13 protein-coding genes are annotated in these 16,034 nt (G+C 44.1%); 6 read left to right on the forward strand and 7 right to left on the reverse strand.

Features of this window, described 5'->3' with window-relative positions; all coding sequences use genetic code 11:
• Positions 1–204 precede the first annotated feature (204 nt).
• The 4 genes from cls to DPF90_RS06780 all read left to right on the forward strand — a co-directional run bounded on the left by cls (position 205) and on the right by DPF90_RS06780 (position 5,102).
• Positions 205–1,659: a cardiolipin synthase gene (gene cls, locus DPF90_RS06765; protein WP_114785564.1), complete on the forward strand. Its 1,455-nt coding sequence runs from the start codon at positions 205–207 to the stop codon at positions 1,657–1,659.
• A gap of 123 nt (positions 1,660–1,782) precedes the next feature.
• A complete protein-coding gene (locus DPF90_RS06770; protein WP_114785565.1) occupies positions 1,783–2,976 on the forward strand; it encodes a cystathionine beta-lyase in 1,194 nt (397 codons plus the stop codon).
• 333 nt (positions 2,977–3,309) lie between these two features.
• On the forward strand, positions 3,310–4,236 hold the full coding sequence (locus DPF90_RS06775) for a lipase family alpha/beta hydrolase (protein ID WP_114785566.1): 927 nt from the start codon (positions 3,310–3,312) through the stop codon (positions 4,234–4,236).
• Positions 4,237–4,247: 11 nt separating this feature from the next.
• A complete protein-coding gene (locus tag DPF90_RS06780; RefSeq protein WP_114785567.1) occupies positions 4,248–5,102 on the forward strand; it encodes a lipase secretion chaperone in 855 nt (284 codons plus the stop codon).
• Positions 5,103–5,218: 116 nt separating this feature from the next.
• On the opposite strand, the gene DPF90_RS06785 is transcribed toward DPF90_RS06780, so the two are convergent.
• From DPF90_RS06785 to DPF90_RS06800, 4 genes are all read right to left on the reverse strand, one after another.
• A complete protein-coding gene (locus DPF90_RS06785) occupies positions 5,219–5,620 on the reverse strand; it encodes a NirD/YgiW/YdeI family stress tolerance protein (protein ID WP_114785568.1) in 402 nt (133 codons plus the stop codon).
• 363 nt (positions 5,621–5,983) lie between these two features.
• Entirely contained in the window at positions 5,984–6,787 is an 804-nt protein-coding gene (locus tag DPF90_RS06790) for a substrate-binding periplasmic protein (RefSeq protein ID WP_114785569.1), read from the reverse strand.
• Positions 6,788–6,967: 180 nt separating this feature from the next.
• Entirely contained in the window at positions 6,968–7,609 is a 642-nt protein-coding gene (locus tag DPF90_RS06795) for a hypothetical protein (RefSeq protein WP_114785570.1), read from the reverse strand.
• A complete protein-coding gene (locus tag DPF90_RS06800) occupies positions 7,599–10,280 on the reverse strand; it encodes a phospholipase effector Tle1 domain-containing protein (protein ID WP_114785571.1) in 2,682 nt (893 codons plus the stop codon). The genes DPF90_RS06795 and DPF90_RS06800 overlap by 11 nt, the downstream gene beginning before the upstream one ends.
• A 338-nt stretch (positions 10,281–10,618) precedes the next feature.
• Here DPF90_RS06800 and DPF90_RS06805 point away from each other — a divergent pair, with 338 nt between their 5' ends.
• Together DPF90_RS06805 and DPF90_RS06810 are read left to right on the forward strand one after the other, a co-directional pair.
• Positions 10,619–10,894 carry a type II toxin-antitoxin system Phd/YefM family antitoxin gene (locus tag DPF90_RS06805; protein WP_114785572.1) on the forward strand — a complete coding sequence of 92 codons (276 nt, stop codon included), beginning with the start codon at positions 10,619–10,621 and terminating at the stop codon, positions 10,892–10,894.
• Positions 10,872–11,174 carry a type II toxin-antitoxin system RelE/ParE family toxin gene (locus DPF90_RS06810; RefSeq protein WP_114785573.1) on the forward strand — a complete coding sequence of 101 codons (303 nt, stop codon included), beginning with the start codon at positions 10,872–10,874 and terminating at the stop codon, positions 11,172–11,174. Before DPF90_RS06805 ends, DPF90_RS06810 begins: the two co-directional genes overlap by 23 nt.
• A gap of 60 nt (positions 11,175–11,234) precedes the next feature.
• Here DPF90_RS06810 and DPF90_RS06815 read toward each other — a convergent pair whose 3' ends face one another.
• From DPF90_RS06815 to DPF90_RS06825, 3 genes are read right to left on the reverse strand one after another with little or no spacing between them, the layout of a single operon-like run.
• Positions 11,235–11,795 (reverse strand): DNA-3-methyladenine glycosylase I, encoded by a 561-nt coding sequence (locus tag DPF90_RS06815; RefSeq protein WP_114785574.1) that lies wholly within the window; start codon positions 11,793–11,795, stop codon positions 11,235–11,237.
• Between the two features lie 59 nt (positions 11,796–11,854).
• Positions 11,855–14,956 carry an efflux RND transporter permease subunit gene (locus tag DPF90_RS06820; RefSeq protein WP_114785575.1) on the reverse strand — a complete coding sequence of 1,034 codons (3,102 nt, stop codon included), beginning with the start codon at positions 14,954–14,956 and terminating at the stop codon, positions 11,855–11,857.
• Positions 14,949–16,034 carry an efflux RND transporter periplasmic adaptor subunit gene (locus DPF90_RS06825; RefSeq protein ID WP_114785576.1) on the reverse strand — a complete coding sequence of 362 codons (1,086 nt, stop codon included), beginning with the start codon at positions 16,032–16,034 and terminating at the stop codon, positions 14,949–14,951. The genes DPF90_RS06820 and DPF90_RS06825 overlap by 8 nt, the downstream gene beginning before the upstream one ends.

The raw sequence follows: 16,034 nt of genomic DNA on the forward strand, positions 1-16,034 counted from the left end.
TTTTAACTATGCGTTTCTTTTTACACATTAAGTATTAACACACCTTTAACATATTAATAAAGCTACGCTCAATTACGCACAGCACGGATCACATTACGCAAATCAAATCTGTGCTGACAAATGTTTATTGTCGTAGGGAGCAACTCGCTTTACTATTTAACTTCTATCGCATTTATCCAATGAATTGATTTAAGTAGAAATTGAATGGAAAAGTTTTATCACTTTCTAACCTTAGCAAGCATCGCTGTGTATTGGTTGCTTGTTGTAGGCGTCACTCTGCGTGTTGTCTTTCAAAGGCGAGCTGTCAGTGTTTCCCTAGCTTGGTTAATGATCATTTATATCATCCCTATTGTGGGCGTTTTCTGTTATTTCTTATTTGGTGAGTTGAACCTGGGTAGAAAAAGAGCAGACAGAGCAAGAGAAATGCTCAAACCCTTCGCGAATTGGTTTACCAAACTCAACGATTGCCATGCGCACGACACAAGGAATTTTGGTCGACATATCTATCGTATCGATGAGCTTTGTAACAACCGCCTCGGGCTGCCAGCCTTGAGCGGCAACACCCTCGCATTACAAGACTCTCCTGAACAGATTCTTCATTCAATCATTGACGATATTGAACACGCTCAAACCAGTATTCGTATGGTATTTTACATCTGGCATCCCGGTGGCTTAGCCGATGCCGTTTCCTCTGCCTTGATACAGGCAGCAAAACGAGGCGTCAAAGTAAAACTGCTGCTTGACTCTGCTGGCAGCCCAAGATTTTTTAAAAGTCACTGGGTAGCAATGATGAAATCCGCCGGCATCGAGATAGTTCAAGCACTTGAAGTCAGTCCTTGGCGAATTTTTTTGCGCCGTCTCGATTTACGCCAACACCGCAAAATCATAGTCATCGATGACGAGATCGCGTACACAGGCTCTATGAATCTGGTCGACCCTGCCTACTTCAAGCAAGGATCAGGAGTTGGCCAATGGATTGATATCATGGTGCGAATTACCGGACCGACAGTTAACGTATTGTCTGCCATACATTGCTGGGATTGGGAGGTCGAAACAGGATCTCGCTCGCTCCCCCAGCCCCCAGTTTCCCGTTTAAGTGCCGATGACCCGTTGCACCCAATACAAGTAGTCCCATCGGGCCCAGGAATGCCCGATCATTTAATATCGCAAGTACTCACCCTAGCGATTAATCAAGCAAACCGATCAGTACGAATCACGACACCTTATTTTGTCCCCAGTGCTGGACTGCTTGAAACCCTAAAACTAACGGCTCAACGAGGTGTCAAAGTCGAATTGATCATCCCACATAAAAATGACTCCTTGATGGTTCAATGGGCATCAAGAGCGTTCTATTCAGAGCTTCTAAAATCTGGGGTTAAAATTTTTGAGTTCTATGGTGGGTTGCTGCATACCAAATCTGTTGTGATCGACCAAGAGTTTTGCTTAGTTGGCACCGTCAATATGGACATGCGCAGCCTATGGCTTAATTTTGAATTAACGCTTGCAATAGACGATCAATCGTTCACTGAAAAAATGCATCTTTTGCAGCAAAGCTACATCGAATCTTCTCACGAAGTTGTACTCAAAGATTGGCAAAAGCGCTCGTTCTATTCTCGCTTTCTTGAACATGTTTACTACCAATTTAGCCCTTTGCTTTAGGTATCAATAGCATTAAATAATTACAGATAACACAATAATATAGAGAAACCCTCGGTAGCAGCTTGATATTCATGTATCGGCGTGGTTTAAATAAAGCAATGCATTTTTCGATAAGGACTTCCAATGCCAAAAGGCAAACAAACCCAATTAATCACTGCGGGACGAAAGCAAAAGTGGACCAAAGGTGTTGTCAATCCACCTATCCAGCGCGCATCGACTATCGTCTTTGAAACTGTGGCTGACAAGCGCCACGCCACAATCAACCGTGGTAACAAAGAGCTTTTTTACGGGCGACGAGGCACCCACACCCATTTCGCTTTCCAAGACGCCATGGCAGAAATCGAAGGTGGCGCGGGTTGTGCGTTATACCCATGTGGCACCGCAGCAGTGACTAATGCGATCCTCTCTTTTGTCGAAACTGGCGATCACATTTTAATGGTCGATACCTGCTATGAGCCGACCCGTGATTTTTGCGACAAAATCATGAAAAAAATGGGCGTGGATACCACCTACTACGACCCAGTTATCGGTAAAGATATTGAGTCCCTCATCCAACCGAACACAAAAGTTCTTTTCTTAGAATCTCCTGGCTCTATTACTATGGAAGTTCAAGATGTTCCCATGCTCGCTAAGATTGCTCACAAACACGATATTATCGTCATGCTCGACAATACTTGGGCTGCAGGTGTGCTATTCAATCCATTTGAGCACGGCGTCGACATTTCGATACAAGCCGCAACCAAGTACATTATCGGGCACTCGGATGTGATGCTGGGAACAGCAGTCGCCAGTGAAAAATACTGGGAACAGCTAAGGGAGCAAAGCTACTTAATGGGCCAATGTGTCTCGCCCGATGATGTCTATCTCGGACTGCGTGGCTTAAGGACATTAGATGTACGCTTAAGACAACATGCTGAAAACAGCCTTAAGGTTGCAAAGTGGCTTCAATCAAGGCCAGAAGTGGATCATGTCCGTCACCCTGCCCTCGACACTTGCCCTGGTCATGAGTTTTTCGCACGGGATTTTAACGGAGGAAATGGCTTATTCTCCTTCGTTCTCAAAAACAGTGTACCTCAGGCAACCACAGCACTTTTAGATGGCATGACACATTTTAAAATGGGCTATTCGTGGGGTGGCTTTGAGAGCTTAATACTAGCTAACGAACCCAATAGCTTTAAAACTTTACGACGTGTTGCGAATCCAAACTTTAACGGAACACTGGTTAGGCTGCATATAGGTTTAGAGAATGTAGACGACCTTATCGATGATTTAGAGCAGGGCTTAGAGCGCTACACCGCAAGCATACAAAATCAATAAATCCAAAAGCAGGATGTTGTGTTTCATCTAAGCACCTTCCTGCTGTTATCACTCTCCCACATCATCTTTTCTTACCCAAGCTTCTTTCAGCAAATTAATGCTGATAGCACAGCTTATTCCGCCCAATCCACACGAGTGACATCATGCTAACAGTATGAAATTATTGAATATATTATCATTAAAATAAAAGGTTAAATTAATGTTAATACTTTGTGTTGTTTTTGTTTTTCAATTCGCAAATATCAAGACAGAATAGACCTCAAGCTTCGTATAAATGTTTGCCTCTTCTAATGTTTATTTACTCATCAGAGGTCAAACCAGAAGAGGTCAATTTTGAAAAACAAACTCGTACTTACTTTGCTCTGTTTCGTGTGTCTAGGGCTACCCACTTTAACTAACGCCAGCGGCTATACACAAACCAAGTATCCCATTGTGCTCGTCCACGGATTATTTGGCTTTGATACACTTGCCGGCGTTGATTACTTTTATGGCATTCCACACGCCCTTGCCCGAGGCGGCGCCGACGTTTATATCGCACAAGTTTCGGCAACCAACAGTTCAGAAGTACGCGGAGAACAACTGCTTGAGCAAGTTGAACTCTTATTGGCAGCCACTGGGGCTGAGAAAGTCAATCTATTCGGACACAGTCAAGGCAGTCCTACAGTTCGTTATGTGGCTTCAGTTAGACCCGATTTAATCGCTTCGGTTACCAGTATTGGCGGGGTTAATAAAGGCTCAAAAGTCGCTGACTTAGTGCGTAATACCGTGCCCAGAGACTCACGATTAGAAGCGCTGGCCGTAAAGCTATCAACTGGGCTAACAACAATCATCGGGCTTTTATCTGGCGGGCGCGATCTTGACCAAGATCCGCTGGCAACCCTTGATGCGTTAACGACTGAAGGCTTAGCAAGGTTTAACCAGCACCATCCTCAAGGGGTTCCTAGTACTGAATGTGGCAATGGTGAATTTCTAGAGACGAACGGCGTCTACTATTACTCTTGGACAGGTGCTTCTTCCTTCACCAATATATTTGACCCTATTGATACGCCCTTAGCGATTCTTGGTCTCGCCTTTGATGGGCCTAACGATGGCTTGGTTGACGTGTGTAGCTCACACTTAGGCCAAGTCATTAGAGATGACTATCGAATGAACCATCTCGATGAGACTAATGGCCTGCTCGGTATACATCATCTTTTTGAAACTGATCCTGTTTCTTTATACCGCCAACATGCCAATCGCCTGAAACTACAAGGCCTATAAAGGAGCAAGTTATGAATACCACCACTCTTGCCACGTTTGGATCCATCTCAATCTTGACGGGAGTGGTGTATTTTCTTTATCACTCACAAGACACTGAGTCTCACATAACTCAGTCACCGTCACAAAGTGATACCCATATCGATACTTCGTCAACTCGAGATCTGCTCGACTATACGTTAACCAGCATGGGTGAACAGGATCTTACCCAAATCAGAGAGCGTTTATTTTCAGCCCAGCAGCATGAGAAAGACTTAGCGATTGATGAAAGCCTGTTTGACACCTTCATCTTTTATAAAACGGCATTAGCTGAATTAGAGCCAAATGAATTTCACACTCTCAATCTATCAGCCTTACAACAACTCAACCAACAAATCCTAGATCTGCAAAACCAATATTTTACCCCGCAGCAAATTACCCTTTTGTTTGATGAAGAAAACCGCCTGCGCCAACTGGCCATTGATAAGATAGACATCAACACCCGCGACTTGGACCTAGATTCCAAAGCGCTACTGCTGCAAGAAACACTAGCCAATCAACCAGACTATATTCAGCGCGCCGAACGAGATAACTTGCTGATGGCACAACTCAGTCAATCTCTTAAACAAGATATACAAAACAAATACTTAACCCGAGTTAATCTCGTCGGTGAAGAAGGTGCGCAAAGACTTGAACAACTTGACCAACAAAGAGAAATATTTAACCAAAGCTTGGAAAACTACCTAGAAAAGAGACAAGACATCCTCTCCTCCCCAAGCTTATCTGACGATATTAAACACAGTCAAATCGCAGAACTAAGGCAGCAAAGCTTTGATACTAAGCAATGGCGAAGAGTTGAAGCGCTAGAACGTATTTATGATCAGCAGTAAAAGTCTCCCCCTCTTCGCGCCCTTATCATGGGTAGGCTTACTGTATGCATTAAATATATTCATAGTGCGACCAATATCTGGTCGCACTGGAAGATGCTTTTTAAGAGCACCTCATATTATTGAATTACTCGGACGCTATCTACATCCACTTTCACTCCAACTATATTTTTATCAATTTCTCCTGAAAGCTGAACTTTGTTTTTTGGAGTAACAGATTGACCAAACCACTTATCATGATCAATTTCAACAGTGACCTCACCCGTCCCATCAGTAAACAGGTACATATCACCGCCAAGGGACGCCTTAATGTACCCTATTAGAGTGACTGGCATATCATCACTAAAAAAACCAGCGGCCAACACTTGCTTAATAGTATTTATTCCTTGATGCGGGCCGTTAAATCCTTGGCTAGCGACATTTCCAGTTGAATTTCCTGTAAAGCCCTGCGCGAATACTGGTGCGGCAGTAGTTAAAGATAAAGATGACAGCAAGGCAGTTAGAGCCAATTTATTTTTCATTACTAATCTCTGGTAATTTAATATGTATTCATAATAGTTATACTAACCTCATTCATGAGGCAAATGAATTCTATCCTAGCTCCTTATACCGTCAAGCCGTCTTCAAGAAGTTAAGGTAAGTTGGAGTAAACAAAAGTAACAAACCATAAATATTAGAAATATAAATAACATATGGTCGTTAATTTAAGGAGGGAAGTTCTTAATTGAGTTTTATCTAATGTGTTCTTTTTTATTACAAGCAGGATGATGAACATAGCCAAGTTGTATCTTGGATACATGACAGACGTTAGCTGGTCCTTGATGGTAGAGAGTTAATCACCCAATTTAGTTAAGCCACCATTTTACTTGCTTTGACAAACCAGTCTAACGTGGTATCGAGTATTGATTGAGTGTTTCGGCCGTAAGCGGTGGAGAGGAGATAGCCCATGGATTTAGCTTGCTTTCTAAATAGCCTTGTTTTGAAAAAACCTTCAATGCCGCTTTATTGAATTTTTCGACAAACTTGATATCGGTTGTTGCCTTGGGGAATGCCACAAAGTACAACAGACGTTTGTCTTTCCATGCATACCTAACGCCCTCAATACCAAACTGTTTTGCACGAAATTCTCCTAACGAGCGGTTACTGTAATAAGCATCAATCCGATTTGAATCCAACATTCTCATTAAGTTACCGCTCTCATCTCTTTGAATCATGATTTTCATTGGTTTCAGCCCTTTGTCGACCAATATAGCATTTAGATCTTCCAATGAATTTGATGTGTTTGATGGGCCAAAGACACCCACATGTAAGCCTTGAAGATCGTCGACACTTGTAATAGTGGTTTTGTTTTCTGCTGAAAGGAAAACACCATATTCGGTCATCATAAAAGGAACGGAGAAATAAAAGTTTTCTGCCCGACTTTCAAACCAAGCAATTGGGTATATAGCATCACCTTTGCCTTCTGATATCAGAAACTTGGATCTTCTTGTCGGGAAGGTTTCAAAGCTGCACTCACTGCCTAACTCCAAACATACGTCATCGATCATATCTCGAAATGGACCAGAAGGGTGGCCTTCAAACTTGTAGCTAAATGGCGGAAACTCAAAAGTAAGAAAGCTTGTATTAGATGCATAAGTCTGAAATGACGCCAGCATTAGAGTAAGAATTGCCGTACATATTTTTGCCATCAAGCTGCCACCAACCTTGTACTGAACACTATGCAAGTTTAGCCTCAGTTCGTCACTAAAGTGTGGTAATTCGAGAAATTATTGGGTGGTTGACATGGCTTTGTTCAGTACTTGCGATAGAGGCCTATATCACGATTGTACGTTTTCACCGCCAATAAGACGTAAACGCCACTCAATCCATTAACCTTCAAATGGTTTGTCGGATATCTCACCCATACCTTCATAAAGAACAACTGATGTAGAGTAACCAAGCTTACTGAATGGCGTGGGTTTAACCCAACCATTGGGATCGGCATTATCGCGAACGGTGCAATCATTTTGCGGGCGAGAGCTATTACAAGAGTATTTATACAGCACCATGATTTTAGGCCCATCAACCAACACTTGCATTACAGGAATGGCTTTGTGATTTTTGTAATAGTTTGTCATGGTCTGGATTTTCTGTTTTGCCAATTCGCTATCAATCACATCATCAATCCGGTACCAATGTGGTATTTCGTAAAATGACCCCCAGTCATCATTCCATTTAGCGCGCCATCTTTCTTTACTTTTAAAATCTACTCGCCAACCTTGCCGCCATTCGCCTTTGATCGCATTTGGCACACCAATACCAATTGAAGCACTCGCACAACAACCTTGAACCGCACCATAAGCGAAATTGGCGCCACCACCATAAATATCGCTTACCCACATATCATTAATACCATGTGGTCCTGTCAAGCTGCCTGCATTGCCTATCTTAGCTACAGCGACTGGTTTTTCTTTAAAACAGCCAGTTAACAAAAGTGATAAAAAAATTATGGGGAGTGTTCTAACTATCATTGGTAAATACCACTCGTTTTAGTTGGTTAGATTCAGTTGTTACACCATTGACGGTTTTTTCGTAGAGAGTGTCAAACCCGGGGTTAATTACCGTATCGTGCGGTCTATGAATCCAATCTCGATCATTTTGGCGAATTTCTGCCATCCAATGTTCTGGGGTTATGCTACCAAGAGGCTGAGCTAAAAGCTTGTTATTTAGGGCAGTTAGTGAAACATCACTGCCAGTTAATACATCAAAATCTTGCGGTAATTGATAGTCATCCATTTGCCACTTGATACCCATGACTTCACCTTGTTGCCTCATGCGCTCTAAAGACAAAGCTGATAAGCCATTACTGATCGGGTGATACACGTAGTAATACAAACTTTGATTCACCTCTTTTAATACACCATACCGACCTTTTGCTCGGCATTCTTTCTCCCAAGCTTTCGCCTCTTTATCGATTAACATTTGCCTGCGACTCTCCGCAGCCTGTGCATGTTGAGGGTTAGAGCTGCGAATAGTTTCTGAGAATAAACCACTGATTGACTCGGTTTTGAACAATTCTCGATTAAAAGTGGCAGAGCGCGGCATACCATAGCGCTCCGGCAAGCCTTGTTTGTCGTATTGATGCTTGGAAGGGTAGCCACCACCAATATCCGTATGACATCCCGCAAACGCCTCTTCATAAAAATGGCCTTGGAGCATACCTTTATTGGAGCGCAGCGAAGTAAGCGGAAAATTTTTACGATATTCGTGATGAGCAGTGATCTGAAACACTCGCTCGGCGCATTTGGAATCAAGATCTAATTGGAAGTTACCTTCTTCATTATCCCCTGCCTGATAAAACGAGCCTACAGTATCAAACAAGCCAACAAAGCGAACACTACAAGTGCGGCTTTCATCTGGGTAATAACCATGCTTTGCCTCAACGCTTTCGTCATCAATATGAGCGAGTAAGTTCGGGAAAACCTCGCCGTAAGATTCGCCATTTCGTGGCTTATTGTAATCAGGTAACCCATCTTTAATCGCATTTACAAAATGGCGAGCCAGCGCCGCCCCACGACTAAAACCAAACACATCAAATTCTATATGAGTAATGTTTTTAAACTCATCACTATCCACTAAGCTGTCAATAATATCGTAATACTGCTTGGTCCAATTTTGCCATTTATAAAACGCGCCTGTCTCGCCTGAAATCAACTCCAATGTTCCATTAACAATATGATTAAGCGGCGGTGCAAGAAAAACTGACGCTGAAGGCAGACGATTTGGCTCCACACCGAACGCTTGGCCTAAGTCGCTCTCATCGTCACCTTCATCAATCACCGTTGGGTTTTGCCAAGCATCATCAACGGTACCCACTCCCGAGACATAAGTTTTCTGCGAATCATCATCTAGTGGATAAGCTTCGAACAATCGTGCAACATTGGTGCGCGATTTAACCCCACGGCTTTCTTTGTACAAGTCGTTGAGACGATTTTGGCCTGTGCCATCAAAAAACACACCAATACGCAGCGTCTTTTCTTGTACTTTTTGCACATTAAAAACAGGACTGTGCTCTGGTATGCGCGCATCTTCAAAAAGATGTAATACCGAGGGCGACAGCTGGGGTTTAGCGTATTGTCCCCATACATTGCCATAAGGGTAAGCTTTGCCAACGGTAAAGTCAGTTTGGGGACAAGGCTGCTCTGCTATTAATGTACCTGACTCAAAAAAAGCTTGCTCGCTGACATTTAGCGTATCCCCTACTTTTAATGACATGGGATCACTTTCGTAAGCAGGGTTTAACTTTACCAGCGCTTTGGCTGTAAGACCATATTGCGGCGCAATATCAGACCACATTTCAGGCTTACCATCAGACTTAATACCAACGGTATGAGTTTGTCTTGTGGTTTGAGCCTCCTCCTGATTGACTTGTTCTCTTCCCAGTAAAGGCTCAGAGCACGCTGCAACTAGGGCATTGACATCGATTTTAGTCGCGTTTTCATCCAGCCACGCTGGGTTAATTTCAGCCAGTTCATCATTGGTGAGTTTTTGACGACGATAAAAGATATGTTGAGGCGCTGGCGAAGCCTGCTCTATTTTCACAGGCACCATTAACGTAGTGTAGGTGTGTTTGCTGATAAGCTCTTGACTGATCCCACTCGGTGCTGAGCGGGTAATTTGCCAAGCACTTCGGCCTTTGCCGAGTATCGCCATTTCATAGACTAGCTGGCCATCATAAAAGTAATAATAATAACCGTGCGCTGCGTGACCTAGCCTGTCATCACTCTCGACCACAGGGATAAAAGGAATAAACTCGGCATTAATATGCTCAGAGTCGATCGGTTTTGGCGAAAGAGTATAAGATTGACTTATCCCCATATTTAAAAACCGCTCACAGATAAGTGATTTCTGCTCTGGTTTAAAGCATTTGGCAGTCAAAATAATATGGCGATGAGGCTGTATCTCTTCGGCTTTTTTCCAGCTCTGGATGCGTGTTTCTTCAGGGGTTTTAGCCAAACTGAATACACCCGTTTGCAAAGAACTTAAACTGTCTTTCGGTGCATGAATTTTAATCCGGCATTCAAATTTTGCCACAGGGGTATTGTTGGTTTCAGCAATACGAGGTTGCGGCGATAATTTGATCTCTTCTTGAACAGGTGCATACCCTGCTCTTCGTGTTGGTCTAGGAAAATGTAGCGGCATACTCAGCACTCAACAAAGACAAAGGCCGCATTGTATCAATGCGCCATTAATTGCACATTAAGCGAAATGACTAATTTGGTAGGCATTTAGCCTAAACGGTAAGGAATTTGGAGTGCCTCTAAGAATTGGTGAGTAGAAAGAAAGTACCAAATAAGTATGGTTGTCCCACCCAAACCTATCGCACCACAACTTTTTCCATCAACTATTGGTATATTACTTATTCGTTCCAAAATACTTAACTGGTGCATACATTGTTCAGGTTTCACTGCAGAGTCAACACTTGCTATACTCAAAGTGATAGAATAGTATCACTTTTGTGTTTCTTTGGAGCTGCTGTTATGAAAGTAGAACTCGTTACCTCACTTAAACGTCAAGCAACTAAAATTCTTGCAGATCTCCACGATACGAAAGAGCCTGTCTTAATTACCGAACATGGTAAACCCTCAGCGTATTTAATTGATGTTGAAGACTATGAATTTATGCAAAATCGATTAGCTATTCTTGAGGGGATTGCTCGGGGTGAGCGTGCATTAGCGGATGGCGACGTTGTTAGTCATCAAGAAGCTAAGGACAAAATGGCAAAATGGCAAAATGGCTCAAGTAATTTGGACTGATCCTGCACTATCTGATCTGAATGATATCGCTGAATACATCGCACTTGAAAATGTTCAAATGGCAAAACGGTTGGTTCAAACAATATTTTCCAAAGTAGAGCGCCTAGAAGCTTTTCCTGAATCTGGACGCATTACGGCCGAGCTCAAACATTTAAACTATCGTGAAGTCATTGTTAATCCGTGCCGTATTTTCTACAAACAAGAAGATGACAAGGTATTTATTCTGCACGTTATGCGCTCAGAAAGAGAGTTAAGAAAGTTCCTGTTACGTAGACAATAGCCCCAAGGAATATGACGGGAATCTACCTAAGTCTAATGGTTCCAACAATGAACGAACCTTTCACTCAACTTCCCTCTTCGGGCACTCCACCAAATGGTCATTGACCATGCCGATGGCTTGCATAAAGGCGTAGCAGATAGTTTCACCGACGAATTTAAAACCATTCTTTTTTAAAAATTTACTCATGGCTTTGGATTGTTCTGTGGAAGCGGGGACTTGCTCCATGGCGCTCCAGTGGTTGACTATGGGTTTGCCATCGACAAACTGCCACAAGGCGTTTGATAGGCTGCCGTATTCTTTAATCAGAGCCTTTGCGGCGCGCGCGTTGCTAAAGACTGAGTTGATTTTTCCTTTGTGTTTAACCACATCAAATTGGTTGATGATCGCTTCGACCGATGTTTCATCACACTTGGCTAATTTGTCGATATCGTAGTTTTGAAATGCCGCGCGGTAACCTTCTCGCTTTTTCAAAATCGTGATCCAACTTAAGCCCGCTTGTGCGCCTTCTAGAGTAATAAACTCAAACAAGACTCGGTCATCATAAACGGGAACGCCCCATTCTTTGTCGTGATAGTCTCTTTCGAGCGGATGATTCATCGCCCAAGCACATGTGGTATCCATTTTCTTTCCTACGTCACTTATTAGTAGCGCCTCACTGTGGAGGCGCTTTTCTATATCAATTAATTTGGCACTTGTACTTTATGGAAGATTCGATAAAGCACTGGCACAACAATTAGAGTTAATACAGTGGCAAACCCTAATCCAAACATTATGGTCACCGCCATAGGTTTGAAGAAGATATCAGGCAGTAGCGGGATCATGCCCAAAATGGTCGTAATTGCCGCCATGCACACTGGGCGCACACGGCTAAGCGAGGCATCCACTACCGCAAGATAAGGATCTTTACCTGACTGCATCTCGATCTCGATTTGGTCCAAAAGGACAATACCGTTTTTCAGCAGCATACCCGACAGGCTCAAGAAACCCAGCAGCGCCATAAAGCCAAATGGTGTATTCAGCACAAGAAGCCCGGTTGTTACACCTATGATGGCCAATGGTACTGTGAGCCACACAATCAGTGGTTCTTTGATTGTGTTAAACAAGAACACAGTGATGAGGAACATAAATAAGTAACCCATCGGCATAGTGGTAAAGAGCGAGGCTTGCGCATCACCAGAAGACTCATACTCCCCGCCCCACTCCAGCGCATAGCCTGAAGGCAGCTCAAGCGCTTCAATTTGAGGTTGCAGTCTCTTTTGCAATGTGGCGGCTGTTTCTTCTCCAAGCAAATCTGGGTCTGCCATTACAGTCAGCATACGCTTGCGGTTTTTACGCACTATGATCGGATCTTCCCAACGCATGTCATACCCTAAAGTGACTTGCTGAAGTGGAATATATTCACTCAGCGCTGGGCTCCAGATCTTCATGCCCTCAATGTTGCGAATATCAATCCGCTCTTCTTCAGGTAAACGCGCCACAATCGGCATTAACGTCGTGCCATCGCGATACACACCCACCGACTTACCAGAGAAAGACATGGCCAAGAACTCATCGACATCGGCTTTGGTGATGCCATAGCGCCTTGCCTGACCTTCGTTAAATTGTGGCTCTAGCACTTTAGTTCGCTCACGCCAGTCATGACGAATATTGGTCGCACCTGGGTCTGCGTGCATAATGTCTTCGACCTGTTTTGCGATGCTTCGCAGCACAGTAGGATCAGAACCAATCACACGCGCTTCAATTTTTGCGCCGCCGCCTGGGCCAAGTTCAATTTGCTTGAGCTTGTAGTTAATTTCAGGGAAGTTTTGCTCCACATGCGCCCTGAAGTTGGACATCAGCGTTGCCAACTGCTCGTAGCTTGTCACCCGAGTCGTAATTTCACCGTAAGCGGCATAGCTCTTCTCTGGCGCATAGGTCAGCATAAAGCGCTGTAAACCTTTACCTGCCGTGGTGGTGATATGCTCGACCCCCTCTTGGTCAGATAACCAAGACTCCAGCGCTTTAAGTTTGGTGTTGGTCGCGCGAATATCCGTGCCTTCTGGCAGCCAAATATCGGCCTGAAACATAGGGGTAGTCGATGATGGGAAGAAAGACTGCTTAACAAAAGTAAAGCCATAAATACTTGCGGCAAGGCCTAAGATCATGACAACCACGGTGAGCCAAGCACGCTTCATACAAAATTCAAGGAACCCTTTGTAAAGGGTAAACACCATACCTTTATATGGGTCGTTATCTTCGCCATCAGCATTGATTTTTTGCCCTTTAAAAAACATATCGGCAAAAAACGGCGTTAAAGAAATAGCGGTAAACCAGCTGAGCATTAAAGAGATAAGTAAAACCGTAAACAAGGTTCCACAATACTCACCGGTTGAATCTTCCGATAAACCGATTGGCGCAAATGCGGTTACGGCAATCACGGTTGCACCAAGTAGTGGCCATTTAGTTTGCGTGACGATATCGGTCGCCGCTTGCATTCGCGATCGCCCTTTTTGCGTGCCTATCAATATGCCTTCGACCACCACAATGGCGTTATCAACCAACATACCAAGCGCGATCACCAGTGCTCCAAGAGATATACGTTGCAGATCAATCGCAAAGTACTTCATGAAAATGAAAGTACCAAATACGGTCAGCAGCAGAATAAGCCCAATCAATAGTCCAGAACGAAGCCCCATAAAAAACAGCAGGACAATAATAACGATGGCAACCGCTTGGCCAAGGCTGACCACAAAGCCGCTGACGGATTTGTCGACTTCTTTGGGCTGGCTATAGACTTCAGCAATCTCAACACCTACTGGCTGTTGGTATTTAAGCTCGGCAAGTCTTCGATCAAAGCGCTCACCCACTTCCACCACATTCACGCCTTGGGCAAAAGAAATGCCGACGTTAAGTGCAAGATGGCCGTTAAAGGTAATGATGTTATCAGGAACATCCACATAACCGCGCTTGATTTCGGCTACATCTCGCAAGTAAATCAAACCTTGGGCACCACTTTCGGTGATGATCAAGTCACCAAGCTGGTCGACGTTTTCAAACTCTCCCGTTGGTTGGATGCGGATATACTCATCGCCCACTCGAATTGCGCCAGCATCAGACACCACGTTTTGAGTCGACAACAAATTGAAGAAGGTATTGGGCGCCAAACCAAGACTGCTTAAGCGTTTCATCGAGACTTCAATAAACACCTGCTCTTGCTGCTGGCCCGATACAGATACCTTGCTCACGCCATCGATTAATTCAAGCTCTCGGCGCAGATAATCGACATAATCGAGCAGCTCTTTGTATGAGTAGCCATCACCTGTCACTGCCAGCAAGATGCCGTACACATCACCAAAGTCATCAATCACTTTTGGATCATTGACACCGGGGGGAAGCTGCACTTTGAGATCGTTGACTTTGCGACGCAGCTCATCCCAAATTTGTGGCAGGTCATCAGGCCCATAGTTGTTTTTCATCGAGACCGTAATTTGCGACAAACCACGGCTGGAGATGGAGTTCACTTCGTCAACATAGGTTAATTGCTGAATGGCTTTTTCAATCGGATATGTGACCTCTTCTTCGACCTGCTGCGGCGTTGCCCCTGGGTAAGAGGTCACCACCATGGCATCTTTAATAGTAAAGGCAGGGTCTTCTAGGCGTCCCAGACCAAAGAAAGCCGACACACCACCGATAAGGAAAATCAGCGAAATCATCCAGCTAATGACGCGATTACGAATGAAATAGGCGGCGATACCAGTAATGTTTTCATCTTGCGAAGACTGATGGTTTACTTGCTCACTCATTTCCCGTCTCCTGCTTAATCACTTCCACTTTCATTCCCTCTTGTAGTCTTGAAATGCCCGCAACAACCACTTGCTGCTGGTTTTTCAAACCGCTAACCACTTGCAAATCCGTTTTAGTGACTTTGCCAACGGTAACTTTTTGCTTGCTCACTGTATTGTTTTCATCCAGCAGCCAAACAAATTTATTGTCTCTACCTATATCATCCCCATCGGCATTGAACACAGCTTCAATCGGGATTAATACGCCATTGCTTCGGCTCATACCAATCTGATAGTTGTCTGTGGTCACCTCCACCGCCATACCATCTAATATGTATTCTTGCTCTGGCATAGGCAGAGCTAAGGTAACGGTATAAGTGCCCGTGTTCGGATCTGGCTCTGTGGTAAACTCTTTAATCTTTGCTGGGTATTCATTACCACTTGGCACTTTTACCAAGGCTTCGATGCGAGATAAAGTCTCTGGCTCAGGCTGATTGGTGTAGAGGCTATCTGGAAGTTGAATCAGCACTTCAACGCTATCTATGCTGTGTATATTGACCACCTGCTGGCCAACTTGAACATTTTCAAATTGATCGAGATTAACCCGCGAAATAATCCCGTCCACAGGCGCCAATAGTTTGGTGAAGGATAATCTCAGCTGAGCGAGCTCCAATTCACTTAGAGCGATCAAGCGATTCGCCGCAATTTCATCGAACTGAGAACGCGCCAACAAGCCTTTAGCAACCAGAGGTTTTGAGCGTTTATATTGGCTATTGATGACTGAGTACTTAGCGCTCGCGTTATCAACATCTAGCTGATAATCCGTTGGGTCAAGCTCAGCTAGCACATCGCCTTTTCTCACTCTGTCGCCCTCTTTGACATTGAGCTTGCTGACTTCACCAGAGACTCGAAAACTTAAAGGAGCGCGCTCGGCAGCATTGGCTACCGCCGGAAAGTACAAACTGTCTTGCTCTACATCACTGCTGGCTTGCACGGCTTTGACTTTGGGCATACCAAAGTCAACATACTCGACTTTCTTACCACACCCAGTGAGTGCGATAGCGCAAGCGAGCACACTAAGACCTATAGATAACTTCAT

This window comes from Vibrio tetraodonis, from assembly GCF_003350295.1.
In the GTDB taxonomy this organism is placed as follows: domain Bacteria; phylum Pseudomonadota; class Gammaproteobacteria; order Enterobacterales; family Vibrionaceae; genus Vibrio; species Vibrio tetraodonis.